Here is a 24,124-nt window from a genome sequence, read left to right on the forward strand (position 1 = left end):
AGCGCGCGAAATGTTAGAAGCTCGCTGCGATATCTTTCGTGTTTAAAAGCGCTGATGCCGCTCTATCGTGGATATCTTTTAGTCCGGCTATAAGATCGACTAGGCTGTACGTTTCCTCTCTGAAGGTGAACTCAGCAATCGTCGGGTCGTATTGGCGCATCATGTCTGAATTATCTATCCCCCCCATTTCGCCTTTCGGGCCTATGTAATCCTGTACATAGTTCATCCGCTCACTCGTCTGAACCCAGTGATCTATTCGCTCGTCGAAATGTTCAAGATGATCGCGCAGTGTCCGGCTTTTTAAAACATGGTTTGGATCCTCCAGTTGGAGAGCGATTATCATTTTTGATGATCTGTCTCTAGCCAGACAGGTGCTGCATGTCAATCCCTTTGCTTTTGACTTTCCGCAAAAACAATTTTGTTTTTTAGATAGCGCTGGAGGCCAAATAATCCTTGAAACATTACTGGAATGAGTGAGAAGGCTGTGCACTAATCGAAAATGCTCAGAAATAAATAACTCTCTATCCCTGCCCTTAAATTCTTGTATTTTCTCTATTGGAAGTGCGTTTATTTTATTCAAATCATTAGCTGCCAGAAAGCCCATCCGCGATTGAGTTTCGAGCTCTCTTAAATACACCTCTAAAACTTGCTTTTTCATGATATCCCACCCTTTTTATAAAAAACTTTAGAAACACAATAGTCGAAACACCCTCCCCCTTCAAAGTCAGCCGCTATAGCGGCAAGGACGAAGTCATGTCTGAAGAAATCAAATTGATCCAGCCAGCACCGGTCCTGCGCGACGAAACGGGGTCTTTCCAGCACCCGGATATGCCCGACTTCGACGAGGGTGACGGCGACAAGGTCAAGGCCTGGGTGGCCGAACAAGGCCTGAAGGTTACGCAGGCCCGTCTTGAGTACGCCGACGAGTCCGTTGCCGATCGATACTTCGAATCCGGTGATCCGGACTTCAGCTACTGGGAGCCTGACCGCCCTGAAGGCGAAGGCTGGTTCTGCCTGGCTATTCACGACACAGACGACGGCCCGGTCTGCTGGTGGGCGCGCCGAGAGGTGACGCCATGATGCTCAAAGCAGCAGCCATAAGCGCCTGCCTCTGGGGCTTGATCTTCCTCTCTGTTGCAGCGGTGACCTCATGAGCGACCATTCAAAACTAAAAGAGCTGGCCGAGGCCGCAACGCCCGGACCATGGGATCGCAGCGACGGCAACGAAGTCAGCGTTTCGTACGAAGGTGATGAAGCCTACTGGTCGTGGGAGAACGCTGGTCCGGCGCAGTTGCATGGTTCTGGCACTCAGCCACTCGCCGACGCCGACTTCATTGCAGCCGCTAATCCTGCCGCAGTCTTGGCCCTCATCGCCGAGAACGAAGAGCTGCGGAAGGAACGAGACAACCTGCGCGAAGACCGCGACGGCCTCCTCGAAGCAGGAGCGCACCTACTATGATCTTCGCCACCCTGTTCATGCTCCAGCACATCTACCGAGGGCCGTGGCGATGAACCATCAACCCAAAGGTGGCATGTGCGCCACCTGTGCCCACGCCCTCCGCAATTGCAGCCACCTTCCCTTCAGCACCATGCCGCCGCTTTCGAACGACGGCCAGACGGTGATCGTGCGCTGCACTGACTTCCAGCGCCGCGCCCAGCAGTAACCCCTCCCCCAACTCAACAGCCTGCCGGTGTACGGCGGGCGAGGTATTCGCATGTCTGAGAAAAATATCAAAGCCATCATGGACCAGTCCCAGGTGTTCGCCAGCAGCTGGTCAATGGTCGGCGGTCCGCTTGCCGCAGACGATCAGCTCGAACGCGCCGAAGAAGAGAAGGCGGAACTGAAGAAGTTGGTCACCGGTGCGCTGGAGGGATCGGTGAACGCCCCGCAGGACGTCGGTGAAATGATCGAGTCGTTACTGGCGTGGCACAAGCGACAGGCCGACCAGTTGCAGATCATCAGCGACAACGCAAAGGAAGGCGTGACGCTCCAGCTCGGCACCGAAGATCCCGTCGAGATCGCTCTGACAAAGGACATGGCCAAGGGTTTGCGGATCGGCCTCGTGCTCGCCATTGAGCGCCTCGGGAAACTGCCGATCAGCGTCAGCCATGACGAAGACGACTTCGATTCTGACGAAGACGAATAACACCACCCCATCACCACCTTCTGCCGCCACGCGCGGCATGGAGCATCACATGGCAAACGCCACAGCGGCAAAGGCCAGCAGCATTCAACCGCGCTTCATCAGGTTTGGCGATGCTCCTGGTTACCTCGGCATGTGCCGGGACGAATTCAACAAAACAGTTCGCCCAAGCGTTCGGGAATTCCCGATCGGTAAACAAGGTGTGGCCTTCGACCGGATCGAGCTTGATGAATGGGCGGACGCCTATGTCGAGCGCAAGTCGATTGAAAAAGCGGCGAATCAGGACAACAATCGCCCTCGCAGCGAGCGCCAGGGCAAGAAGAAAGGAGCAACGCCGTGGCCCAAAAAGCAATCACCGGCCTCCAGCAAATGCCGAACGGCATCTGGAAGATCGACAAAAAGTACAGAGGAGAACGAATTCAAGAGAGTACTGGCACTTGTAACCGCGCCGAAGCAGAGCAGTACCTGATTCATAAGCTGGAGCAGTTGCGCCAGCAGAAGGTGTACGGCGTCCGGCGGGTCAGGACGTGGCGGGAGGCGGCAACTCGCTTCCTGCTGGAAGTGAAGGATCAGGCTTCAATTCACATCTCGGCCACCTATATGGAGCAGCTCGACCCGTTCATTGGCGATATGCCGCTGACCCACATCGATGACGATGCCCTCGCGCCTTACATCCAGTCGAAGCTGAATCCAGCGGTAGGGAAACCGGTCACGAACCGGACAGTGAATATCGCGCTTCAACGGGTCATCCGCGTGTTGAACCTTTGCGCGCGAAAGTGGCGTGATGAGGAACGACGGCCACTGCTGGACGTGGTGCCGATGATTTCCCTGCTGGACGAGAAGACGAACAGCCGAAAGCCCTACCCGCTTTCATGGGAAGAGCAGTCGATCCTGTTCGCCGAACTCCCGGCGCACCTTCAGACCATGGCTATGTTCAAGGTCAATACAGGTTGCCGGGAGCAGGAAGTTTGCAAGCTTCAGTGGAATTGGGAGATTGCGGTACCTGAGCTAGGAACGAGCGTGTTCCTGATACCTGCGGGATTTGGGGGTAGAAGCGCCAGGTCTGGCGTGAAGAACCGAGACGAGCGTCTGGTCGTGATGAATGACGTTGCCAAGTCAGTGATCGAGAAGCAGCGCGGCAAGCATCCGCTCTATGTCTTCCCGTTTGGCAAGCCAGATGGTGATGGGAATGAAACGACGGTTCACCGCATGAATGACTCTGCCTGGAAGAAGGCGCGGATTCGAGCGGCGAAGAAGTGGCAGGAGAAATTCTTGCGGCCGGCACATGACGGCTTTGCCAGAATCCGAATTCACGACTTGAAGCACACCTTTGGGAGAAGGCTGCGTGCGGCTGGCGTGACTGAGGAGGATCGGAAAGCGCTGCTCGGCCACAAGAACGGGAGCATCACCAGCCACTACTCGGCGGCGGAATTGGATCAGCTCATTGCGGCGGCAAATAAGGTATCAGCAACCGACTCGCGCGCACCAGCGCTGACGATTCTGAAAAGGAGGGAGGCATGAGGAAAAGGCCAGGGTCACTTGAAAAGTCACTATGGCAAAAACAACAAAGCCGCTCGAAAGCGGCTAAGTCATTGAATTATATGGTCGGGACGGAGTGATTCGAACACTCGACCCCTAGCACCCCATAAAGGTAAACCATAGTCCAAACCAGTCTAAATAAATCCAATAAAAAGACCTAAAGCACTGTATTTACTGGGCCTATGCAATTTACACAGTCCAACCACTTCCGATAGCATGCCACCAAAGCCAGCGAGAAACGGTGACCCAACGGTGACCAATTGGAACCTGGCCTTTCTGGGGAAGCGAAAATGGCAACGATCACCGACAAACAGATGGGCACAAAACCAGCCAAACCTACCTGGCTGATCGAGGATGCTCCTCGCGGCTGCGGCCGATTCATGGCGCGTCTTCGCCCAGATGGCGAACGCCTGTTTTACTTCAGGTACACCGACACCAGCGGTGGAAGAGTATTTCTGCCCATTGGTGCATATGACGCCAATGGCACCGATGGGCTTACCCTCAAGGAAGCACGAAATAAAGCTGGAGAGTGGTCACGCCTCTACCAGAGTGGAACTCGCAACTTACGTGAACATCTGGATGCTGAGGACGCGACCCGAATCGCAGCCCGAGATGCGGAGTTGGCACGTCTAACCGCCGAGAAAGCAGCTACGGAAGCCGAGCAGGCTCGTCAGGCCGCACGTAAAACTGTTGCCGACCTATTCGAGCACTGGGCCAGGGTTGACCTGATCAACCGCAAAGATAAAGGCGCAGAGGTGCGTCGCATGTTTGAAAAAGACGTCCTACCGTTCTTAGGAAGTCTGGCTGTAGCAGACATCAAAAAAAGCCACATCACAGTAGTTACCGACGCCATGCTCGCTCGCGGAGTCAATCGCGCTGCGAAAATTGCCTTTTCCCTGATGCGCCAAATGTTCCGCTTTGCAGTGGATCGCGACTTGATTGAATACGACCCTACCGCCAGCATCCGCAAGGCTAAAATCGGCGGCAAGGATGTCGAGCGCGACCGGGTGTTGAGCAATGAAGAAATCCGCACTTTAGCTAGGTTAGCCCCCGAAGCCGGATTGCTGCCTACCACCGAGGCCGCTATCTGGATTGCTCTTTCCACCTGCTGCCGTATTGGCGAGCTGCTTGGCGCACGTTGGGAGCATCTAAACTTGATCAATGGCTCTTGGCTGATTCCTGCCGAGAACAGCAAGAACGGCAAACCCCATAGCGTCACTCTGTCACCGTTCGCCGTCAGGCAGTTCGAGCGCGTTCAAGCGTATAACGGTAACTCTGCCTGGTGCTATCCCAACACCGACGACAGCGGCCCAGTCTGCTCTAAGACAGCGACCAAGCAGTTAGGGGATAGGCAGCGTCAACCTGATCAGGGCACGATGAGTCGCCGAAGCGCAAAAGCGCAGGCACTATTGCTACCCGGCGGAAAATGGACGCCACACGACTTAAGACGCACGGGCGCCACAGTCATGACAGCATTGGGCGTGCTCCCCGAAGTAGCTGAACGCTGCCTCAACCACACAGAGGAAAACAAAGTAAAACGTACTTATCAGCGTCACAGCTATGCTGACGAAATGGCTGCCGCATGGGAATTACTCGGTGAATACTTAGAAAATTTAACAGGTATGGATGCCAACAAAAAAATCCTTGCATCAAAAAACAATTATCTTGCGACATGCACTCGTCTGAGTCACGCAAGGTGACTTGGCAAGACGCTTACATTCGTATATCTATTCCCAGTCTAGGGTATGCAGGAATGATGCACGCAAACGCCATTCGAACGCTCCTACATGGCATGGGATACGAACACATCACTCGACACGGCTTTCGATCCTCATTTCGTGACTGGGCGGGTGAATGTACTCACTACCCACGTGAGGTTTGTGCAATGGCGCTGGCGCATGACGAGCACGACCAGACTGAAGGGGCGTACTCTCGTTCGGACTTTCTCGATAAAAGGCGCTTACTCATGAATGACCGGAGTAGATTTGTATCACCCTATCCAACTGCAGCCTAAAAATTACTTCAATTTAGCACTTGCTGACTGATACCTAAGACCAACCACTAGTAACGTATAAATGGACAGCAGCCCATGAAAGAAGACTCATCAAATAATGACCTGAACGAAGACGCATTCCAAAACACAGCGCCCGCAATCATTGAAAATAAAACAATAGAAGTTTCAATAGACAGCCTAACACGTGTAATTGACGACTACATGTTCAATGTGCAAGGGGAAGAAAACAGCCAAGAGATTATAGACACGTACCTAGAAGTACTTCTTAACGGGAATATATCTAAAAACACAATAACAAAACTAGCTACAGACATAATACTCAGCAAAGATCTAGCCACAAAAAAAGACAACTCACTACAGCTATCTCTTATCTATACAGCACTAAGCCAATACTTCCTAAACAAAAATTTAGAAAGCAAAGCCTGGGCGGCTTTATCAGAAGCCAAGTATTTTCTAGCCTACCTTTTCGGACTTACCGACCCGATAAATCATAAAAGAGCTGAGCGCGCCCAAAAGGGCGGCCGTAAAAAAGCACAAAACGCACTAGATTTTGAGAAATTAGTTATAATACTACTGAATAAAAAAAGACCAAGAAGAGGCTGGCGAAACGCTTACGATGCCGCAAACGACATCGCAAGCGAACTATCAATACAAGCTAACGAAAACAACATTCCCATCCCGAACGACATAAAAGATCTGATTTCTAAAGTGATCAACTTGATACGGGAAGACGAAGAAGTCATCAAGGTTTTTGATTCACCAGAGAGTTGAATCCCTCCCTATAATCCGAAGCGCCGTAACAATCAACACGGCGCGCAGCCAAGCACAGTGAAAAAATTAACACCCAAAAAATCAAATCAAATCAAATCAAATTAAATTAAATTAAATTAAATTAAATCAATATACGCAACTCCTTTATACCTAACAACATCAATCAACCTTCTTTCCTTAAGTACATCTAAAGCATGCTCCAGACGAAGCTTATTTCGCAACTTACCAGGCCCATACTGAAGAATTTTATTCTTCCTGATCTCACCATATTTCTTACCAAAATAACTACATAGCCACTCCAACAATTCATCCGCATCAATATTTTTTTGTGGTGGAGGAACAAATATTTTAAAGAATTGATCTGAGTACCAGCAGCATAAATCAACAGCAAAATCTAGTACCTCACACGAAATCCCCCCCTGCCTGCCGTCAAAAAAGTGCAACAACGCCGCAATCCTAGCGATATTGTCGGCCAGTTTTGAAGCGTGATCCGCGACGCCCTCAAATCTGCCACCCTCAACAATACCTGTTTCTATCTCATTAAATACATCCCGCCATCTTTCTTCGGCCTCCTGAGAAAAACGCACAGTTAATCTCTCTTTTTTCGGAGAGTCTAACAATGCTCGATTCAGAATAAGCAATTCGCCAATACGCGCAGAAAAATCATTACATCTCTCCCACGATAACGTGTCATCACCTATTGTCCTAGTACCTTGCGTCGATTCAGGATGACAAACTAAAAACCTAGCCAACAACCCTGACCCACGACTTTTTTCGCCACGACGCTCCATATACTCTTTAAATGCTGACGCTTGCAGCATAACGGATATAGTTAAGCGAGAATCTGTAACCTGATAACTTTCAACAGAAACGCGATCAACTGTTATAGAGTCGCCACTCCACAATGAGTTCTGCTTAGAAAGATCATTCAGTGCTCCACCATTAAGAATTCCGGCACCTTCGCTAGATATTAACCCCGCAGACGGGAGATTACTGTACAGGCCAAAGAACAGTGCCTCTGATGTCGCATCATCATAAACCATCTTGTACTGCCTTGGCCCCAAAGGCTTTGACTTCTCATGCGCACTAAAAAGCAACTCTTCCTCGCTGGAATTAATACCTTTATCTGTATTCTTGTTTATCTTCTTTAAGATAACTTTTCTTTTTTCCCTCCACATTTCTAGCTGAACATTCCACTCGACAACAGCTTCTTGGTATCTTTTATACTCCAAGCGCTGAAATTCACGAATTGGACCTAAAAAAACATTTTCCGCAGTCGACTTTCGCTCGCCCGACCCAGCTATTGTCAACAACATTAAGGATGTCGGGACACACTGGCCAGTTGGTTTGCAAACATCTATTAGCCCCTGACACACCAGTGAAATAGCCGTCAACGCACCTGAGAATATTAGCGCCCTCGGGGCTTGGACATTTTTTTCCGCCTCATTAACTGCAGCTGCTAGCAGGGCACAAGGAACAAAGCGCGGAAAGCGTGCCCCTACCCTCGGGAGACTCTCATGAAGCTTCACTGCACTCAGGACGATACTCACTGCTGCACCTCATCAGTCCCTTGACTGCCGCTGTAGCATCCCGCTGATTTCCCGCTCTCAGGCACAACTCTGCCTGAAGCGCTCCCCCATCCAGCAGTAATCCTTGATTTAATCCAGGCATCAATCTCAGCCTCAATCCAACCTATCGCAGCGATGCCCAGCTTGATGGGCTTGGGGAAAGTACTGTCATACCTTGGCGACTTCGGATTCATCCGATCGTAAATTGTGGACCTACCCAGTCCAACTCGTTCCTGTACATGCTTCAACCTCAGCACCCTAGAAACACAGCTTGTCATGCCCGTTAAGCTCATCGTTTTTGCCTCAAGTTCCTAATCGATGAGTGAATCTATAACGATCCCCATGGGTCATTTGACCATCTGCTTAATGTAATTTTTTACTCAAGCAGACCTCTTGACGCGAGCAACAAAAATTGATCTAGAAGCAATGGCCAGCCTTCAGGGCAAGCCTCACAAGCTGAGCTATAGCTGCTATAGCTGCTATTCCGTAGCAGTAATAGCAGCTATAGCCGGCCCACGAAGGATCAGATTCAAAAAAAATTTAGTCCTACATCACTGCCATGACATCCACCCCATGGAACTCAGAACCATGTCATTGCAATGTCCTTTGTGTAACTCCCCCAAGATCGCATCTTTACAAACGGCCATGAAGATTGGCGCAGCTGTTGGAACCGTCGGCGGAGCCGCTCGTGGTGCGAGCGCCGCTCTGGCAACAGGCCAGATGGGGGCTGCTGTTGGCGCTATTGCCGGCCCGCTTGGCATCACCCTCGGCGCAGTTTCTGGTGCCATCCTCGGCGGGCTCGCTGGAGGTGCAGGTGGCTGCGCCCTCGGTGCTCAGCTCGGCGAAAAACTCGATCGCCATGTGTTCGCCAACAACCTCTGTCTCGCCTGCAATCATCGCTTCAACCTACCAGCCTAATCCTCTTACAAAATTCTTAGGCCAATGCTGCGCGATTGCAGCATTTATGCCGGCACATAACCAAAGGAATCACTCCCATGGCTCATCTCGTCGAACAAATGGCCTACGTTGGCGCTACCCCTTGGCATGGTTTGGGAAACCGCCTGACGCAAAAACAACCGCTCGAAGTCTGGCAACGTGAAGCGGGTATGGACTGGAAGATCCAGGACAGCCCGGTGCATTTCAAATCCGAGAGCATCGGTCCCTTGGGCTCGATTCTCTCTTTCCCTGAACAGAAGGTGCTGTATCGCTCCGACACCAAGGCGCCCTTGTCGGTGGTTTCCAACCGTTACCAAGTTGTGCAGCCTCGTGAGGTGCTGGAGTTCTACCGGGATCTGACTGAGGTCTCAGGCTACGAGTTGGAAACAGCTGGGATACTCAAAGGTGGCCGCAAGTTCTGGGCCTTGGCCCGTACTGGGCAAGGCACGACGCTAAAGGGCAACGACCAGGTGAATGGCTACTTGCTGCTGGCCACCTCCTGCGACGGCACCCTGGCCACCACCGCCACTCCAACCACTGTTCGGGTGGTCTGCAATAACACCCTGACCATTTCCCTGAACGGTGCCACCCGCGCAATCAAGGTGCCGCACAACACCCGCTTTGATCCGCAGGCCGTGAAGAAGCAACTCGGCATCGCCGTCTCCCAATGGGATGAATTTATGTACCGCATGCGCGCCCTGGCGGAACGCAAGGTGCAGTGGCATGAGGCGATGGGCTTCTTCATGAATGTGCTTTGCGACGTCAACCCGAACAGCCCGTTGCCGGAAGCTCTGCCGAATGAGCGAGCACTGCGCAAAGTCCAATGGCTGTACGAAGGCCAAGGTCGTGGAGCGACGCTTGAATCTGCTCAAGGAACTGCGTGGGGCTTACTCAACGCCGTGACGGAGTATGTCGATCATGAGCGGCGCGCCAGGAGTACCGAATATCGAATGGACTCTGCGTGGTTCGGTGCCGGGGCCGTCCTCAAAGAGCGCGCACTGAACGCAGCGCTGCAACTTGTCGCCTAGCCCCACTCACCTACTCATCTATTAAAACGCCTGGTCAGTTCCTGCTGGCCGGGCGTTTTTTATGCCAGATAGGAAAACATCATGGAAACGCAATCGCTGCAACAACCCTGCAGCAAACCCCGCCCCGCCTTGCGCCTGGTGGGGTCCAAACAACTTCCCCGAGAAGACTGGCTGGCTGTACGTAAACAAGGCATCGGCAGCTCGGATGCCGCCGCTGCCATAGGCCTTAACCCTTACAAATCTCAGCTGGAGCTGTGGATGGAGAAAACTGGCCGTGACGAACCATTGCCCAAGCTCGATCCGCAGGATGAGGAGAGTCCAGCCTACTGGGGCAATGTGCTGGAACCCATCGTCGCCTGGCATTACAGCAAGCGTAGCGGTAACCGAGTACGACGTATCAATGCAGTGCTGCAGCATCCGGATCCTAAACTGCCCTGGATGCTGGCCAACATCGACCGAGAGGTGATCGGTGCAGACGATGTACAAATCCTTGAATGTAAAACTGCAGGCATAAACGGCGCGCGTCTCTGGAAAGAGGGCGTGCCGGAGTATGTTCAGTTGCAGGTCATGCACCAGCTGGCCGTGACTGGCAAGCAGGCGGCGGATGTAGCGGTCTTGCTGGGTGGTCAGCACCTGGAGATCCATCGCATCGAACGCGACGAGTCGCTGATTGCTCGGCTGATCGACCTGGAGCAGCTGTTCTGGGATTACGTCGTCAGTGATACCCCGCCGCCGGCAGACGGTTCGGCCTCGGCGGAGCAGGCGTTGCGCTGCCTGTATCCACAGGACAGTGGGCAAAGCCTGGACTTCAGCCAGGACACTCTGCTCTGTACGACCTTTACCAAACTGCAGAGCGTGCGCGAATCGATTGCTCTGCAGGAGACGCAGGAAGCTCAGCTCAAGCAAACGTTGCAACAGGCCATGGGCGATGCCAGTCGGGCGACCTTCGCAACCGGCTGCATCACTTGGAAGAAGGCCAAAGACAGCGTGGCCCTGGATATCCCCCGTCTGCTGAAAGAAAAGCCCTATCTGCAAATGCGCTACTCGACCACCAAAATCGGCAGTCGGCGTTTTCTGCTGGCCTGAACGTTCGTTCGCTCTTCCCATGCCCTTTCTCTCCAACGCCACCCTGGCCGTTTGCGCGGTCTCGGTGGCGTTTTTATTTCAGATACAGGAGAACTCCCATGCTCAAAGGTTTAGCCATTACCCCACCGGTGCTCGGGCGCATTTCCATCGGCAAAGTCGTCGAGAAAAACGGCAAGCGTCTGCCCGAGAAAGACGATCAGTTCACCCTTACCTCGCAGGTACAAAACCGCGACGGTTGGCTGCTGCACCCGCTCAATGAGGAACTGCGTAATGGCCAAGATGGCAAACTGCGCAGCATTCCGATTCGTTTAATGTTCAACGAGCCGGACCTGAATTTTCGGGCTGACTACAGCCTGTTCGACCGTAACACCGGTCGGCCGGTGTGCGTCGGAAATGGTGAGACCTGCAAGCGTTTGACCAAGGACGGCATCGAGTCGTTGTCCTGCCCTTCACCGGATGGCTGCTCACTGGCCCAAGGCAATGCCTGCAAGCCTTACGGCCGACTCAACGTGGTGGTCGGTGACGATGATCCGCTGGGCAGCTTTGTGTTTCGCACTACAGGTTTTAACAGCATCCGCACCCTGGCGGCACGCCTGCAGTACTTCAGCGCAATCTCCGGCAATCGCCTGGCCTGTCTGCCGCTGGAGCTGCGTCTGCGTGGTAAGTCCACTCGGCAGAGCCACGGTACCCCGATTTTCTACGTAGACATCACGGTACGCAGAGGTCTGAGTATGGAACATGCCTTGCTGGAGGCTAAGCAACTGGATGAATCCCGGCAAGCCTCTGGCTTTGACCAGGGAGCACTGGATCACGCGGCCCGTCGGGGCTTTAACAATGGGGCCTTTGAGGACAGCGAGGAGGACACCGGTGCCGTCGTCGAGGAGCTCTTCCCCGTCATTGAAGATCAGCCCAGCCCTGTAGAGCCCCAAGCCCAACGGGCAGCGCCTGCAAAAACATCACTGGCCCAAAAGCTGGAATCCCAAGCCACGCGGCACAACAGCAAACCCACCGTCCAGTAACCGCGCGTCTCAATACCCCTCCGTTCCCACGCATTCGTACAGGAATACCCGCATGAAATATCACAAGCTCATAGCCGGTGAAACGACCGGTACCTATGTCATGGAATCACCAGTCACCGAGATCGACATCCTGCAGATGGCGCAACAACTCGCGATGAGTCGTCTGTCTAAAGGCCGGGCACTGACTGAGCCGAAGCAGGTCTTCAGCCACCTGCAAACACTGCTGCAGTACCACGAGCACGAAGTTTTTGCGCTACTGCTGCTCGATACCAAACACCGGGTAATTGGTTTCCGAGAGCTGTTCCGAGGCACGCTGGATGGTGCCTACGTGTACCCAAGGGAAGTGGTCAAGATCGCGCTGGAGCACAACGCCGCGGCCGTAATTCTGGTTCACAATCATCCATCGGGCGATCCTGAACCCAGCCAAGCCGATCGCACGCTCACCACAACGCTCAAGAACGCCCTGAACATGGTCGGTACCCAAACATTGGATCATGTCATTGTGGGGTATGAGGGCTGTGTGTCATTGGCTGAGCGGGGTTATTTGTAAAACGATGCTAACCGCCTCTATGGTTGCCTTTGGTTGAGTCCAAAGGACGCCACTGAGGTGGCTGCCTCGGCAATTTTTTTGCGTTAAATCCGACTAATATCCAATGAATTGCGAGATGGAAAAAACCGTGTGGGAAACCAGTAAGCCCTCCAGCACTGCCAGCTCGCCAGGAGAAGCACTCAACTGTAGACGACTGGTCTATTTTGTCATACAGTACACCTATGAACCCACTTACAACGACCGACGTACGTCTACACATTCTGGGTACTGCCCAGGCAATCATCGCGGGCAAGGGCTTCGCAGCAGTTGGCTTGAACGAGATCCTGAAGGCTGCAAATGTGCCCAAGGGTTCGTTCTATCACTATTTTTCATCCAAAGAGTCCTTCGGCGAAGCCTTATTGGAGAACTACTTCTGCGGGTACATGGAGCAACTAGAGAGCTTGTTAACTGGCTCTTTGACATCCTCCGCGGAGCGTCTCATGAGCTACTGGGAGCACTGGTTGGAGACACAATCAACCTGCGACCCGCAAAGCAAATGCCTAGCCGTGAAGCTGGCAGCAGAAGTCAGCGATCTGTCAGAACCCATGCGTTTAGTTCTACTACAAAGTACTGACCGGGTCATTGCGCGACTGGTTGATGCTATTAACGATGGAATCGTGGACAAATCATTGCCCACCCATTTAGATGCACAGAGTACGGCAACCATGTTGTACCAGCTCTGGTTAGGTGCGAGTCTGCGAGCCAAGATCACTCGAGACAGAATACCCTTAGAAGATGCACGAAACGCTACCCGACACTTGTTGGAACAACCAACTCCATTGGAGAAGAACACCTATAGGGCTAAAGTGTTATCCGAAAAATAAGTGACTGGTCTATTAATTTAGAATCTAGACATGCTCAATATTGCCAGTAGGCCTTGCGCACTTCGTCTTGGCGTCTAGGAAGTTCTCAACTGATCAAACTCCGCTAGCACAAGGAAGTCTGCACCCGGCGACTAGCCGACGCTTAGTAAAATCGAACCGATTACTCCAGAGTTCTGTGCCGATTCCGTGAAATAAACTCCACATCAGCGGACGGGGCTAGTAAAAGCAGAAACCCATTAAAACCCTACACCGACAGGTAAATAGCATGAAGATCCTTCTAGTCCTCACTTCACATGACGAACTTGGCAACACCGGCGAGAAGACTGGGTTTTGGCTCGAAGAGTTGGCTGCGCCCTATTACGCTTTCATTGACGCAGGTGCAGAACTCATCTTGGCATCCCCTAAGGGTGGTCAGCCGCCACTCGATCCAAAGAGCAACGAACCCGACTTCCAGACCGAAGCCACTCACCGTTTTGATACAGATCCGGTCGCAATCCACAAGCTGGCCCACACCCGTAAGTTAAGCGAGATTTCCATTACAGATTTCGACGCTGTGTTCTACCCAGGCGGCCATGGCCCACTGTGGGATCTTACGGAAGACATCTTTTCCATCTCTCTGATCGAGAAATCCGTCCAATCCGGCAAACCTGTCGGAGCTGTCTGCCACGCACCAGCGGTTCTGCGCCACGTCAAAAGTACAGATGGCAAACCACTGGTTGCAGGCAAGACAGTAACCGGCTTCAGCAATAGCGAGGAAGCTGCGGTGGGTCTAACTCAAATCGTGCCTTTCCTCGTAGAGGACATGCTCAAGGCAAATGGTGGGCGCTATACCAAGGGTGCCGACTGGACGGTTCATGTCGAAGTCGATGGGTTGCTCGTTACTGGCCAGAACCCTGCTTCCTCTGAAGCTACGGCTCACTCGCTGCTCAAGCTGTTGGCCTGAGACTACGTCAATGTCCGCCTACGTAGTCTTCACACGTGAACACACCACCGACGAGGCTGAGTTGAAACTCTATGCCCGTAAAGCACCGGCGGCACGCCAGGGTCGGAACCTCACACCATTGGCCTTCTACGGCCAACTGGAGGTGCTCGAAGGCGGACCGATTGAGGGCGCAGTCATTCTTCAATTTCCGGACATAGCAGCAGCTCGAGAGTGGTACTCCAGCCCCGCCTACCAAGAGGCACTGCAACATCGTCTTAAAGGTGCGGTTTACCGAGTATTCCTGATTGATGGCATCAATCATTAGTAAATGCACCAAAATATTCCCGCAGTTTAGTTTCTGTCTACTTAACAGCCTCATTAACAAATCAAATTTACTTAAAATTACTGGAGAAACAGCATGGCATACGCATCCGTTAATCCCTATACAGGTGAAGTTCTAAAAAGTTTTCCAGATGCAACAGATATTCAGATTGAACAGGCTCTTGAGGCGTCTCACAACGCATTTCTTGTCTGGAAGAATTGCTCAATCGCAGAGCGTGGGGCCGTCCTTCAGCGAGCTGCCGACCTGCTGCGCGCGCGAGCAAACGACTATGCCCGGTTGCTAACACTGGAGATGGGCAAGATCACTGCCGAAGCATTAGGTGAAGTAGAAATCTCAGCAAGTATCTTTGAGTATTACGTTAAACATGCAGAAGCTTTGTTAACTCCGCAGAAGCTGCCGGTAGCCGACCCAGCCGAGGGTGAAGCAATCTTGGTCCATGAGCCGTTGGGCACTATCCTGGCCATTGAACCATGGAACTTTCCTTACTATCAAATTGCTCGCATTCTCGCACCGCAGTTGGCAGCGGGTAATACCGTGCTGCTCAAACATGCTTCAAACGTACCGCAATGTGCCGAAGCTTTCGAACAACTACTGCTTGATGCTGGTCTACCTGCTGGCGCATTCAGCAACATGTACGCAACTCGCCAGCAAATCGAGACAATCCTCAACGACTCTCGAGTACATGGGGTGGCACTGACCGGTTCCGAAGGCGCAGGTGCCATCATCGCCTCCCAGGCTGGCAAGGCACTGAAGAAATCTACATTGGAACTGGGGGGGGCAGATGCCTTCATAGTTCTGCGCGACGCTGAACTGAAAAAGACCGTGAAGTGGGCTGTTGTAGGCCGTCACTGGAATGCTGGACAGGTGTGCATATCATCCAAACGCATGATTGTAGTGGAAGAAGTCTACGACGAGTTCCTGCGCCTTTATGCCGAAGGTGTAGCACAACTGAAGGCCGGCGACCCGTTCGATCCGGAAACAAATCTAGCCCCCCTGTCATCTCAAACTGCCGCCGACGAAATCCGCGCGAAGATTCGTGAAGCAGTCAACTACGGTGCTACGGCCACCGAGGTTGGGCCCAAGGTACCAAGCAAGGGTGCATTTGTTCAACCGACCATTCTGACCAACCTGACGCCTGATAACCCTGCCTACTACTGGGAGTTCTTCGGTCCGGTCTCGATGATCCTACAAGCTAAAGACGAAGAAGACGCGATAGTTATCGCCAACGACTCTCCGTTCGGGCTCGGTGGTTCGGTATTCACCGCAGACGCCCAGCATGGTGTTGAGGTTGCTAAGCGCATCGAGACAGGCATGGTGTTCGTCAATCACCCAACGTCATCGAAAGCCGACCTACCTTTCGGCGGAATCAAAAGATCTGGTTACGGTCGCGAGCTGATTGGTTTGGGAATCAAGGAATTCGTCAACCACAAGCTGATTAACGTCATGGATATCGACGCGCCGTTCTGACTTACATCTTCACCTCAACGCAAACAGGCCTCAGTGCTTTTATGCAGCAGCCCCCCCTCTTTGATGAAGAGATCGGGGGGGGGCTGGACTACGTAGCCAAGCCTGGCGCGCAGCACAGCGCGCTCCCCGCCGATCCAGAAGCAGGCTGAAAAGGTGCGGCGATAGGAATGCCTGCGCGAATACACAACTGCATATTGACATATATCAATATCTCAAATAATCTCAACCAAACCCATAGCACTTACCTCAGGAGGTAACCCATGCAAAATTCCAGTGATACCCATCCGAGCTACCTTCCCGACAACAGCTACGGCCTGTTTATCGACAACCAGTGGGTGGCGGCCGAAAACAGTGAAACCCTCGACATTATCAACCCCGCTAACGGAAAAATTCTCACCAACATCCCAGACGCCACAGCTGCCGACGTCGACCGCGCGGTGCAGGCCGCAAAACGCGCCTTCGTGACCTGGCGTACCACCTCGCCAGCGGAACGCGCCAATGCGTTGCTGAAGATCGCCGACCTGCTGGAAGCCGATGCCGATCGGTTCGCCGTTCTGGAAACCCTTGATGTAGGCAAACCCATTCGTGAAAGTCGCTCCGTCGACATCCCACTGGCGATTGATCACTTCCGCTACTTCGCCGGCGCAATCCGCAGCCAATCGGATGAGGCGGTCATGCTGGATGAGCAAACACTCAGCATCGCGCTCAGTGAACCCCTCGGCGTCGTGGGCCAAGTGATTCCGTGGAACTTCCCGCTTCTTATGGCCGCCTGGAAGATCGCTCCAGCCATCGCGGCGGGTAACACCGTAGTCATCAAACCTTCTGAGCTGACCCCGGTAACCATCCTTGAACTGGCGAAGATCTTCGCCAAGGTACTTCCGGCCGGCGTGGTCAACATCGTCACAGGCTTAGGCACCTCAGTTGGCCAGGCGCTACTGGATCATCCAGACCTGCGCAAGCTTGCCTTCACTGGCTCGACGCGTGTCGGCGAACTCGTCGCCAATGCGGCAGCGAAGAAAATCATTCCTGCCACCCTTGAACTGGGCGGCAAGTCGGCCAACATCGTTTTCCCCGATGCGAACTGGGACAAGGCCGTGGAAGGCGCAGTCCTCGCCATCCTGTGGAACCAAGGCCAAGTCTGCGAATCCGGCGCACGGCTGTTCGTTCACGAGTCCATCTACGAGCAATTCCTGGCTGAGCTCAAGCATAAGTTCGAAGCTGTGCGTGTGGGTGACCCATTGAACCCAGACACCATGATGGGCGCACAGGTCAGCAAGACCCAGATGGAACGGATCCTCGGCTACGTTGATATCGCCAAACAGGAAGGTGCCGAGGTACTGATCGGCGGCGGTCGTCTTACAGGTGCCGATTACGATGCCGGCTTCTTCATCCAGCCAACGATTCTGGTCGGTGTTCGCAACGATATGCGCGTCGCCTACGAGGAAATTTTCGGCCCTGTTCTGTGCGTCATTCCTTTCAAGGATGAAGCGGAGGTCATCGCCATGGCCAACGACTCCGAGTACGGCCTAGCGGGTGCAGTCTGGACCCAAGACATCAACCGGGCGTTACGTGTGGCACGCGCGGTGGAAACCGGACGTATGTGGGTAAATACCTACCATGAGATCCCTGCCCACGCCCCCTTTGGTGGCTATAAGAAATCTGGCCTAGGACGGGAAACTCACAAGTCAATGCTGGAAGCCTACAGCCAGAAGAAGAACATCTACGTCAGCCTCAACGAAGCACCGCTCGGGCTCTTCTGACCTCGCTGATCCATGTTTTTTTGACCTATAACATCGAATATTTTAGATATGCAGGTAAACGAAATGACACAATCAGAACTTTTTAAAACCACTCAGCTGGGCCCATACACCCTCAAGAACCGTATCGTTCTGCCGCCACTGACGCGTTCGCGCAGCTCCCAACCCGGCAATATTGCGAACGACCTAATGGCCACATATTACCGTCAGCGCAGCGGTGCTGGCTTCATGGTGACCGAGGGCACACAGATCGAACCCCGAGGACAGGGTTATGCCTGGACACCCGGCATTCATAGCCCAGAACAGATACAAGGCTGGCGTAAGGTCACCGACGCTGTTCACGCCGAAGGGGGGGTGATCTTTGCTCAACTTTGGCATGTAGGCCGCGTGTCGCACACATCGCTGCAACCCGGTGGTGAAGCGCCCGTCGCGCCATCAGCCATCCGCGCGGACAACGTCAAGGTGTTCATCGAAACTGGCCCCGGCACGGGTGCACTGGCCGACCCATCGACCCCACGAGCCCTGTCCACCAAGGAGGTAAAGGAACTGGTTGAGCTCTACGCCCAAGCAGCCCGAAATGCTTTGGACGCAGGTTTTGACGGGGTGGAGCTTCACTGCGCGAACGGGTACCTGGTAAACCAGTTCATTTCGGCCCATACCAACCAGCGTGATGATGAATATGGCGGTTCGCTGCAGAACCGTCTTCGCTTCCTGCGCGAAATCACCCTGGCCGTTGCTGGTGTCGTCGGCAAGGAGCGCATGGGCGTTCGCTTCGCCCCGCTGTTCGCGACCACAGACGAAGACCGCGTATACCTTGGCCTGGTCGAAGAAGATCCTCACCAAACCTACATCGAGGCAGTGAAGATCCTCGAGGAAGTGGGCATTGCCTACCTGTCGCTCGCCGAAGCCGATTGGGAAAACGCACCCGAGCTGCCTGAGACGTTCCGGGAAGATGTTCGTAAGACCTTCAGCGGCAAGATTCTCTATGCCGGCAAGTACACCGCTGAACGAGGAAATCGCGTGATAAAAGCTGGCTGGGGCGACCTGATCGCTTTTGGTCGCCCCTTCATTGCGAACCCCGACCTGCCCGCTCGTATCGCCAACAACTGGCCGCTTAACCCAGTTGATCCAAGCAGCATGTACGGCGGTACCGATAAGGGCTACACCGACTACCCGACTTACAAATCCTAAACGCTCAATGCCACGCCCCATAACTCAGGGGCGTGGCTCAGCGTTTGCTGACCGAGGAAGTTAAGCATGTACCAACCGAGCACGATCCCCTACCAAGAGCATAGGGGATTCAAACGAACCTTCAGGCAGGGTCATCTAAGCCTTGGGTTGTTCTTTCCCCTAGAGGCTTTCGAAGGTGATACACCGAGCATGCTAGATCAGGTCGCGCTGGCCAAACGTGCAGAGGCACTTGGTTTTTCGGCGCTCTGGTTTCGCGACGTCCCACTCAGGGACCCAAGCTTCGGCGATGTCGGCCAGGTTTTCGACCCTTGGGTGTATCTGGGCTACATGGCCGCCCATACAACAAAAATCGCACTAGGTACCGCCTCCATCGCCCTTACTTTGCGTAATCCCTTGCACACGGCAAAGGCCGCAGCGAGCATTGATCAGTTGAGCGGAGGTCGCTTGCTCCTGGGAGTAGCCTCTGGCGATCGTCCCGTGGAGTTTCCCGCATTCAGCATTGATCCAGAAAAGCGTGGCGAGACCTTTCAAGAAAACTTCAATGTGATACGCCAAGCCCATCGAACACACTTCGAGCCCATTCGCTGGAGTCGCGGCGAGTTACTGGGGGCCGACCTCGTTCCCAAACCTACGACTCGGGAAATACCGCTATTCGTAACCGGACACAGCCGCCAGCCACTCGATTGGATCGCACGTGAAAGCCATGGATGGATCAACTATCCACGTCCGCCAAAAATACAGCGACTGATCGTGGAGGATTGGCGACAGGAAATAGTTAAACAGTGTGGCACTATCTACAAGCCGTTCTTGCAATCGCTTTACATCGACCTGGACGAACACCCGTCCACGCCGCCCTCGCATATCCATCTAGGATTCCGACTAGGACGTAACCACCTTCGGGCCTTGCTGGATACACTTCAGGAAATCGGTGTAGATCACGTCATCCTGAACCTTAAGTATGGTAAACGCCCCGCAGCAGAGGTTATCGAGGAACTTGGCAAGCATATCGTCCCGCAATTCGGCGTCCAGGCTTCTGATAGTGCTGCCTGACAGAGCAACAATACTTCAGCCAGGAGCGGCCAGTCCTTGCAACAGACGGCGGGCGCAGAGGTCACGTCAATACCTTCCATTTTTCTGCGCAAACCCGGAAGATATCTAAATATCGCAAAAAACAGGTATCAAAATTCTATGACCATTGACGTCAACGAAGCACTGAAAGCATTGGCAAACCCGATGCGCCTTGCCATCCTCAATTGGCTCAAGGATCCCAGGACAATCTTTCCAGAGCAGGAGGTCGACCCAGAAAAGGTAGGCGTGTGCGTCAGTATCATCCAAGAGCGCACGGGCCTCTCGCAGTCCACCACATCGCTTTATCTCGCAGCTCTGCAGCGCGCGCAATTGGTGACATCGCAGCGGATCGGCCCCTGGACCTACTACAAACGCCACGACGAAAATATCGATGCCTTTTTCAAGGCGCTGCAAGAAAAAATCTAAGGCTGAAGAAACCTTGTATTTCTGGCTGATTTCAGTGCTTGCCGATTTCAAAAATAGCAATCTGACCAAGTAACGATCAAATCACCCGTTCATTTATGAGTTTTTAGCCGCAGCGAGCATTTCGTAGCGGGCATACTCTGCATTACGCCCCCATCTCGCCTGGGGTGATCAGCAAATACCGGCCAGCCAGAACATGTGCAGGTTCGACAGATCGAACAACTTGACCTGTGGCGCGGCGTTCTTCACTACCCAGTGGAAACGCACTTTGGTTTCGCCAAACTGTCACTTAATCACTCTGAAACCGGAGCGGTATACGCAAAATACTGCACATGCCAGAGAGAAGCGCGAAGCCTCCTAGTGGTCTTTTACGGCCGACCCTCTTCTTCAGGGGGCAGCATAGGATTTTTTCAACATGACAGAACCGCACCGCAAGCCTGAGTATGTCGGCCTAGTGCTCGCCGCCGGCTCCGGGCAACGCTTCGGCAGCGACAAACGCCTTGCCCAACTGGCAGACGGCAACAGCCTTTTGCGCGCGACGTTGTTGCGCGCGAAAGAAGCCTTCAGCGATGTTCGAGTCGTATTAAAGGCTGAGGATGATGCAGAGGCCTTGGCTATTCCGCATGGCATTCATCTGGTACGTGCGGCCCACGCCAAACAGGGCATGGGCTCAAGCCTGGCCGCCGGCATCCAGAGCCTGGCAAATACGCAGGCCACTGCGGTGGCGGTGCTGCTCGGGGATATGCCGTGGATTACTCTCGCAACGCTGTTGCAGTTGCGCGCGCATGCGCACGCTGAACATATTGTTGTCGCTTACTGCGATGGCCAGCGCGGACACCCCGTGTTGTTCGGCCGGCGCTTTTGGCCGGAGCTGATGCAACTGCAAGGGGAGAATGGGGCCAAGGCTTTAATCGCCACCCATGCGCAACAGGTGATAGAAGTGACGCTTGCTGACAGGGGCATCCTGCTGGACGTCGACAAGCCGGCCGACCTTAGCCACCCACCGATTTCATAATCAGGGCACTGCCGGTAAAAGTGGCGTCTTGTTTGTCCTGCAGCGCACGACTGAGCAACCCTTTCAGTTGCGGCTGCGCCTGCTCAGTCGGCAGATCCAACAGCGCGCCCATAAAATGTCCGCGATTGGATGATAGGCATCCGTATAACCAGCCCGTAGACGACAACCGCAGACGACTGCAGCTCCGGCAAAAGGGCGCGCTTTCGTTGGCAATAATACCGAACGCCCCGCGCTCGCCCACGCTATAACGCAGCGCAGTGGCATCTAGCGCTGCCTCGGTTTGTGTGAAGACATAACACTCGCCGATAAGCTCCATCAGCTCGCGCTGGCCGACGAACTGGGTACGAAAAGTTGTAGCCCTGCTCCAGGCAGAACGCCAACATGGGCATGACCTGGTCGAAGTTGCTGCCACGCATCGGCACCATATTGATTTTGATGCTCATACCAGATCGACGCGCCAGCTCAATGCCGTTAAGCACCGTCTGCAGATCGCCGCCCTTTGCGATCTTGCGGAAGGCGCGCGCTGCGCAATAACGGCAACTTGCCGGCCAGCAATTGTCCATTAGTGGTCAGGCTGATGTCCTGCAACGCTAGCGCACCGATGCCCTGCAGAAAAGGCTCCAGCCGATCACTCAGCAGCGGCTCACCGCCGGTAATGCGCAGCGCGTCGATACCGGCGACATCCCTGAGCAGTTCGACGGCGCGCAGCATCGACGCGGCCGTCAGCTCATCACGCGCGGCCACCAAGCGGCGGCCATCGGCCACACAGTAGGTGCAGGCGTAATTGCAGGCAGCCGTGAGGCTCAGGCGAAGTTTGCGGAAACGCCGACCCTGTCGATCGACGATCACCCAGCCACGTCCGTGTCGAAGCCAGTGGCTGACTCGCCATCCTCAGCCAACGCCTCCAGCACATAAACCTGACGATCGCTCAGCAGCTCGCCAAGGGCATTGGCCATGGCCGTGTAATGGGGCATCTGCCGATGAAGCGCTATCGCCTCATGGCTTGCCCAGCGCTCGACGAAGACAAACCGTCCGACCTGTTCAATGCACCGACTCAGGACGTAAGACAAGCAACCGTCTTCGGCCCGCGAGGGCTGCACGCAAGCTCGCAGAATCTGCTCGACCTGCTGCTCTTTGCCGCCTTTGGCGGTCAGTATCGCTACAACGCGTATGGCTTGATTCATCCTGATAGGTTCCTCGGTTGATTAGTCGTCAAGGCTGCACGGCGAACCGCCGATAAGCCTCTGCAGCAAAAGCGATTTCGGTTTCGGTCTCGCTAGCGATCAGCACTGGGTCGCTATCATGGATACTCGCGGACCTGAAACGCAGGCTGCCACCATTGCGACCATTGAGCACCGCCTGAATTTCCGCCAGCATCGCCATAGCCACGCTTTCCGGAGTGTCGCCGCCCAGGTCCAGGCCAATCGGATAATGCAAACACGCCAGCCCCGGCAACTCGCCCTGCTGCTCGTGGATACCGGCCAGCAGGCGCTCGGTGCGCTCACGCGGGCCCAACTGCCCTACATAACAGGGCTCACTGTGCAACACTCCCTGCAGCCAGTGCGCGTCTTGCACCAAGCTGTGAGTCATCACCGCCACCGCTGCGCCGCGTACAAGTTCACGGTAGGCGAAAGGTTGCTCAACATCGCCAACCAGCACCTGGTCAGCGTCGGGAAAACGCTCTGCTCGGGCAAAGTGTGACCGCCCATCGATGATTGTCACATGCCAGCCCAAGAGCTTGGCCATGCGCACCAGCGGCTGGGCATCATGGCCCGCACCAAACACTACCAAACGCCGCACGGGCGGCAGGTACTCCATAAGCACTTCAATCTTGTCGGTGCCATTCGGGTAAAGATATCGGGATGACTTTCCACGCACCAAGGTCTGTTGGAGATCACTCCTGATCTGCTCAGCCAGCGCCGACTGCAGCAACTCGCCCTCGGCGCTTTGTCCTGACACTAATAACAGGCGATCACCTAACCGGTGTGAACCATCAGCCGGGCTGGCGATCACCGTGGCGATGGCCGCCGGTTGCTGGGTGTCGCGAACGCCAAGCAACGCAGTAATCAACGCGCAAGGTCCACTGGCAGGCAGCCGCTCGAACAATACGTGAACCTTACCGTTGCAGCCCAGCCCGAAACTAAGCGCTTCCTCACTGCCCTCATCCGCCTCGGAGGTGCTGTAGCTACGCAGTGCAGGCCCAGTTTCAGTTAACCACCAGGCTTTTCTGGCGACTTCCGCCTCAAGGCAGCCACCACTGATGGTCCCCTCGGGCCTGCCGAAGCGCGAGACTAGCATCCGCGCTCCTGGTCGCCGATACGCAGAGCCGTCGACTTTTACCACGGTCGCAAGCACCGCTTCTCGGCCAGCATTGCGCTCCGCCAGGAGTACATCCAGCAGTGGAATCAAACCAGACATGA

Annotated in this window: 27 protein-coding genes and 2 pseudogenes; 23 read left to right on the forward strand and 6 right to left on the reverse strand. The window is 54.2% G+C overall.

Going from position 1 to position 24,124, the window contains the following annotated elements; genetic code table 11:
- Positions 1-13: 13 nt before the first annotated feature.
- Positions 14-658 (reverse strand): hypothetical protein, encoded by a 645-nt coding sequence (locus tag ICA15_RS01285; protein WP_210555613.1) that lies wholly within the window; start codon positions 656-658, stop codon positions 14-16.
- A gap of 95 nt (positions 659-753) precedes the next feature.
- Here ICA15_RS01285 and ICA15_RS01290 point away from each other — a divergent pair, with 95 nt between their 5' ends.
- From ICA15_RS01290 to ICA15_RS01330, 9 genes and pseudogenes are all read left to right on the forward strand, one after another.
- A complete protein-coding gene (locus tag ICA15_RS01290) occupies positions 754-1,080 on the forward strand; it encodes a hypothetical protein (protein ID WP_060766147.1) in 327 nt (108 codons plus the stop codon).
- Positions 1,081-1,150: 70 nt separating this feature from the next.
- A complete protein-coding gene (locus tag ICA15_RS01295) occupies positions 1,151-1,459 on the forward strand; it encodes an ead/Ea22-like family protein (RefSeq protein ID WP_047302523.1) in 309 nt (102 codons plus the stop codon).
- A gap of 49 nt (positions 1,460-1,508) precedes the next feature.
- The gene (locus ICA15_RS01300; protein WP_210555612.1) at positions 1,509-1,664 is read left to right on the forward strand and encodes a hypothetical protein; all 156 of its coding nucleotides are present in this window, start codon (positions 1,509-1,511) and stop codon (positions 1,662-1,664) included.
- A gap of 51 nt (positions 1,665-1,715) precedes the next feature.
- Positions 1,716-2,147 (forward strand): hypothetical protein, encoded by a 432-nt coding sequence (locus tag ICA15_RS01305; RefSeq protein WP_210555611.1) that lies wholly within the window; start codon positions 1,716-1,718, stop codon positions 2,145-2,147.
- 49 nt (positions 2,148-2,196) lie between these two features.
- On the forward strand, positions 2,197-2,613 hold the full coding sequence (locus ICA15_RS01310; RefSeq protein WP_215731554.1) for a hypothetical protein: 417 nt from the start codon (positions 2,197-2,199) through the stop codon (positions 2,611-2,613).
- On the forward strand, positions 2,514-3,665 hold the full coding sequence (locus ICA15_RS01315; protein ID WP_215731552.1) for a tyrosine-type recombinase/integrase: 1,152 nt from the start codon (positions 2,514-2,516) through the stop codon (positions 3,663-3,665). Before ICA15_RS01310 ends, ICA15_RS01315 begins: the two co-directional genes overlap by 100 nt.
- A 308-nt stretch (positions 3,666-3,973) precedes the next feature.
- A complete protein-coding gene (locus ICA15_RS01320; protein ID WP_047300497.1) occupies positions 3,974-5,383 on the forward strand; it encodes a site-specific integrase in 1,410 nt (469 codons plus the stop codon).
- Between the two features lie 47 nt (positions 5,384-5,430).
- Positions 5,431-5,697, forward strand: a pseudogene (locus ICA15_RS01325) (integrase); the annotation flags it as partial.
- 75 nt (positions 5,698-5,772) lie between these two features.
- Positions 5,773-6,468, forward strand: coding sequence for a hypothetical protein (locus tag ICA15_RS01330; RefSeq protein ID WP_170058774.1), 696 nt, complete (start codon positions 5,773-5,775; stop codon positions 6,466-6,468).
- Positions 6,469-6,584: 116 nt separating this feature from the next.
- Here ICA15_RS01330 and ICA15_RS01335 read toward each other — a convergent pair whose 3' ends face one another.
- Positions 6,585-8,018: a YfjI family protein gene (locus ICA15_RS01335; RefSeq protein ID WP_052906063.1), complete on the reverse strand. Its 1,434-nt coding sequence runs from the start codon at positions 8,016-8,018 to the stop codon at positions 6,585-6,587.
- Positions 8,015-8,329, reverse strand: a complete 315-nt coding sequence (locus ICA15_RS28480; protein ID WP_318010466.1) for an AlpA family transcriptional regulator — start codon at positions 8,327-8,329, stop codon at positions 8,015-8,017. Before ICA15_RS28480 ends, ICA15_RS01335 begins: the two co-directional genes overlap by 4 nt.
- Before the next feature lie 295 nt (positions 8,330-8,624).
- Here ICA15_RS28480 and ICA15_RS01345 point away from each other — a divergent pair, with 295 nt between their 5' ends.
- The 14 genes from ICA15_RS01345 to ICA15_RS01415 all read left to right on the forward strand — a co-directional run bounded on the left by ICA15_RS01345 (position 8,625) and on the right by ICA15_RS01415 (position 21,704).
- Positions 8,625-8,954, forward strand: coding sequence for a hypothetical protein (locus tag ICA15_RS01345; protein WP_080963908.1), 330 nt, complete (start codon positions 8,625-8,627; stop codon positions 8,952-8,954).
- Positions 8,955-9,031: 77 nt separating this feature from the next.
- Entirely contained in the window at positions 9,032-10,000 is a 969-nt protein-coding gene (locus tag ICA15_RS01350) for a DUF932 domain-containing protein (protein ID WP_047300494.1), read from the forward strand.
- A gap of 81 nt (positions 10,001-10,081) precedes the next feature.
- Entirely contained in the window at positions 10,082-11,086 is a 1,005-nt protein-coding gene (locus tag ICA15_RS01355) for a YqaJ viral recombinase family protein (protein WP_047300493.1), read from the forward strand.
- Positions 11,087-11,184: 98 nt separating this feature from the next.
- Positions 11,185-12,105, forward strand: a complete 921-nt coding sequence (locus ICA15_RS01360; protein ID WP_210555423.1) for a hydrolase or metal-binding protein — start codon at positions 11,185-11,187, stop codon at positions 12,103-12,105.
- 52 nt (positions 12,106-12,157) lie between these two features.
- On the forward strand, positions 12,158-12,655 hold the full coding sequence (gene radC, locus ICA15_RS01365) for a RadC family protein (RefSeq protein WP_047300491.1): 498 nt from the start codon (positions 12,158-12,160) through the stop codon (positions 12,653-12,655).
- A 221-nt stretch (positions 12,656-12,876) separates the two neighbouring features.
- Positions 12,877-13,518 (forward strand): TetR/AcrR family transcriptional regulator, encoded by a 642-nt coding sequence (locus ICA15_RS01370; RefSeq protein WP_047300490.1) that lies wholly within the window; start codon positions 12,877-12,879, stop codon positions 13,516-13,518.
- 265 nt (positions 13,519-13,783) lie between these two features.
- Positions 13,784-14,461, forward strand: coding sequence for a type 1 glutamine amidotransferase domain-containing protein (locus ICA15_RS01375; protein WP_047300489.1), 678 nt, complete (start codon positions 13,784-13,786; stop codon positions 14,459-14,461).
- A 10-nt stretch (positions 14,462-14,471) separates the two neighbouring features.
- Positions 14,472-14,765 (forward strand): DUF1330 domain-containing protein, encoded by a 294-nt coding sequence (locus ICA15_RS01380; protein ID WP_010562395.1) that lies wholly within the window; start codon positions 14,472-14,474, stop codon positions 14,763-14,765.
- 93 nt (positions 14,766-14,858) lie between these two features.
- A complete protein-coding gene (locus ICA15_RS01385; RefSeq protein ID WP_047300488.1) occupies positions 14,859-16,250 on the forward strand; it encodes an NAD-dependent succinate-semialdehyde dehydrogenase in 1,392 nt (463 codons plus the stop codon).
- 260 nt (positions 16,251-16,510) lie between these two features.
- Entirely contained in the window at positions 16,511-18,010 is a 1,500-nt protein-coding gene (locus ICA15_RS01390; protein ID WP_047300487.1) for an aldehyde dehydrogenase family protein, read from the forward strand.
- A 63-nt stretch (positions 18,011-18,073) separates the two neighbouring features.
- Entirely contained in the window at positions 18,074-19,198 is a 1,125-nt protein-coding gene (locus tag ICA15_RS01395; RefSeq protein ID WP_010562392.1) for an alkene reductase, read from the forward strand.
- Between the two features lie 66 nt (positions 19,199-19,264).
- Positions 19,265-20,248, forward strand: coding sequence for an LLM class oxidoreductase (locus ICA15_RS01400; RefSeq protein ID WP_047300486.1), 984 nt, complete (start codon positions 19,265-19,267; stop codon positions 20,246-20,248).
- Positions 20,249-20,386: 138 nt separating this feature from the next.
- Complete coding sequence (locus ICA15_RS01405) at positions 20,387-20,692, forward strand: ArsR/SmtB family transcription factor (protein ID WP_047300485.1); 306 nt, start codon at positions 20,387-20,389, stop codon at positions 20,690-20,692.
- A gap of 412 nt (positions 20,693-21,104) precedes the next feature.
- Positions 21,105-21,704, forward strand: a complete 600-nt coding sequence (locus ICA15_RS01415) for an NTP transferase domain-containing protein (protein WP_038443632.1) — start codon at positions 21,105-21,107, stop codon at positions 21,702-21,704.
- Here the strand turns inward: ICA15_RS01415 and ICA15_RS01420 are convergent.
- From ICA15_RS01420 to ICA15_RS01430, 3 genes and pseudogenes are all read right to left on the reverse strand, one after another.
- Positions 21,682-22,553 (reverse strand): annotated as a pseudogene (locus ICA15_RS01420) (radical SAM protein). The gene ICA15_RS01415 and the pseudogene ICA15_RS01420 sit on opposite strands and share 23 nt — an antisense overlap.
- On the reverse strand, positions 22,550-22,888 hold the full coding sequence (locus ICA15_RS01425) for a putative quinol monooxygenase (RefSeq protein ID WP_047300484.1): 339 nt from the start codon (positions 22,886-22,888) through the stop codon (positions 22,550-22,552). The pseudogene ICA15_RS01420 and the gene ICA15_RS01425 overlap by 4 nt, the downstream one beginning before the upstream one ends.
- A gap of 28 nt (positions 22,889-22,916) precedes the next feature.
- Positions 22,917-24,122, reverse strand: coding sequence for an XdhC family protein (locus tag ICA15_RS01430; protein WP_047300483.1), 1,206 nt, complete (start codon positions 24,120-24,122; stop codon positions 22,917-22,919).
- Positions 24,123-24,124 lie beyond the last annotated feature (2 nt).

This window comes from Pseudomonas sp. P116 (genome assembly GCF_020149425.1).
GTDB classification, from domain to species: Bacteria; Pseudomonadota; Gammaproteobacteria; order Pseudomonadales; family Pseudomonadaceae; genus Aquipseudomonas; species Aquipseudomonas anatoliensis.

Coding starts and splice junctions, on each gene's coding strand:
- ICA15_RS01285 (WP_210555613.1), bottom strand. CDS start 658: ATGAAAAAGCAAGTTTTAGAGGTGTATTTAAGAGAGCTCGAAACTCAA.
- ICA15_RS01290 (WP_060766147.1), top strand. CDS start 754: ATGTCTGAAGAAATCAAATTGATCCAGCCAGCACCGGTCCTGCGCGAC.
- ICA15_RS01295 (WP_047302523.1), top strand. CDS start 1,151: ATGAGCGACCATTCAAAACTAAAAGAGCTGGCCGAGGCCGCAACGCCC.
- ICA15_RS01300 (WP_210555612.1), top strand. CDS start 1,509: ATGAACCATCAACCCAAAGGTGGCATGTGCGCCACCTGTGCCCACGCC.
- ICA15_RS01305 (WP_210555611.1), top strand. CDS start 1,716: ATGTCTGAGAAAAATATCAAAGCCATCATGGACCAGTCCCAGGTGTTC.
- ICA15_RS01310 (WP_215731554.1), top strand. CDS start 2,197: ATGGCAAACGCCACAGCGGCAAAGGCCAGCAGCATTCAACCGCGCTTC.
- ICA15_RS01315 (WP_215731552.1), top strand. CDS start 2,514: ATGCCGAACGGCATCTGGAAGATCGACAAAAAGTACAGAGGAGAACGA.
- ICA15_RS01320 (WP_047300497.1), top strand. CDS start 3,974: ATGGCAACGATCACCGACAAACAGATGGGCACAAAACCAGCCAAACCT.
- ICA15_RS01330 (WP_170058774.1), top strand. CDS start 5,773: ATGAAAGAAGACTCATCAAATAATGACCTGAACGAAGACGCATTCCAA.
- ICA15_RS28480 (WP_318010466.1), bottom strand. CDS start 8,329: ATGAGCTTAACGGGCATGACAAGCTGTGTTTCTAGGGTGCTGAGGTTG.
- ICA15_RS01345 (WP_080963908.1), top strand. CDS start 8,625: ATGTCATTGCAATGTCCTTTGTGTAACTCCCCCAAGATCGCATCTTTA.
- ICA15_RS01350 (WP_047300494.1), top strand. CDS start 9,032: ATGGCTCATCTCGTCGAACAAATGGCCTACGTTGGCGCTACCCCTTGG.
- ICA15_RS01355 (WP_047300493.1), top strand. CDS start 10,082: ATGGAAACGCAATCGCTGCAACAACCCTGCAGCAAACCCCGCCCCGCC.
- ICA15_RS01360 (WP_210555423.1), top strand. CDS start 11,185: ATGCTCAAAGGTTTAGCCATTACCCCACCGGTGCTCGGGCGCATTTCC.
- radC (WP_047300491.1), top strand. CDS start 12,158: ATGAAATATCACAAGCTCATAGCCGGTGAAACGACCGGTACCTATGTC.
- ICA15_RS01370 (WP_047300490.1), top strand. CDS start 12,877: ATGAACCCACTTACAACGACCGACGTACGTCTACACATTCTGGGTACT.
- ICA15_RS01375 (WP_047300489.1), top strand. CDS start 13,784: ATGAAGATCCTTCTAGTCCTCACTTCACATGACGAACTTGGCAACACC.
- ICA15_RS01380 (WP_010562395.1), top strand. CDS start 14,472: ATGTCCGCCTACGTAGTCTTCACACGTGAACACACCACCGACGAGGCT.
- ICA15_RS01385 (WP_047300488.1), top strand. CDS start 14,859: ATGGCATACGCATCCGTTAATCCCTATACAGGTGAAGTTCTAAAAAGT.
- ICA15_RS01390 (WP_047300487.1), top strand. CDS start 16,511: ATGCAAAATTCCAGTGATACCCATCCGAGCTACCTTCCCGACAACAGC.
- ICA15_RS01395 (WP_010562392.1), top strand. CDS start 18,074: ATGACACAATCAGAACTTTTTAAAACCACTCAGCTGGGCCCATACACC.
- ICA15_RS01400 (WP_047300486.1), top strand. CDS start 19,265: ATGTACCAACCGAGCACGATCCCCTACCAAGAGCATAGGGGATTCAAA.
- ICA15_RS01405 (WP_047300485.1), top strand. CDS start 20,387: ATGACCATTGACGTCAACGAAGCACTGAAAGCATTGGCAAACCCGATG.
- ICA15_RS01415 (WP_038443632.1), top strand. CDS start 21,105: ATGACAGAACCGCACCGCAAGCCTGAGTATGTCGGCCTAGTGCTCGCC.
- ICA15_RS01425 (WP_047300484.1), bottom strand. CDS start 22,888: ATGAATCAAGCCATACGCGTTGTAGCGATACTGACCGCCAAAGGCGGC.
- ICA15_RS01430 (WP_047300483.1), bottom strand. CDS start 24,122: ATGTCTGGTTTGATTCCACTGCTGGATGTACTCCTGGCGGAGCGCAAT.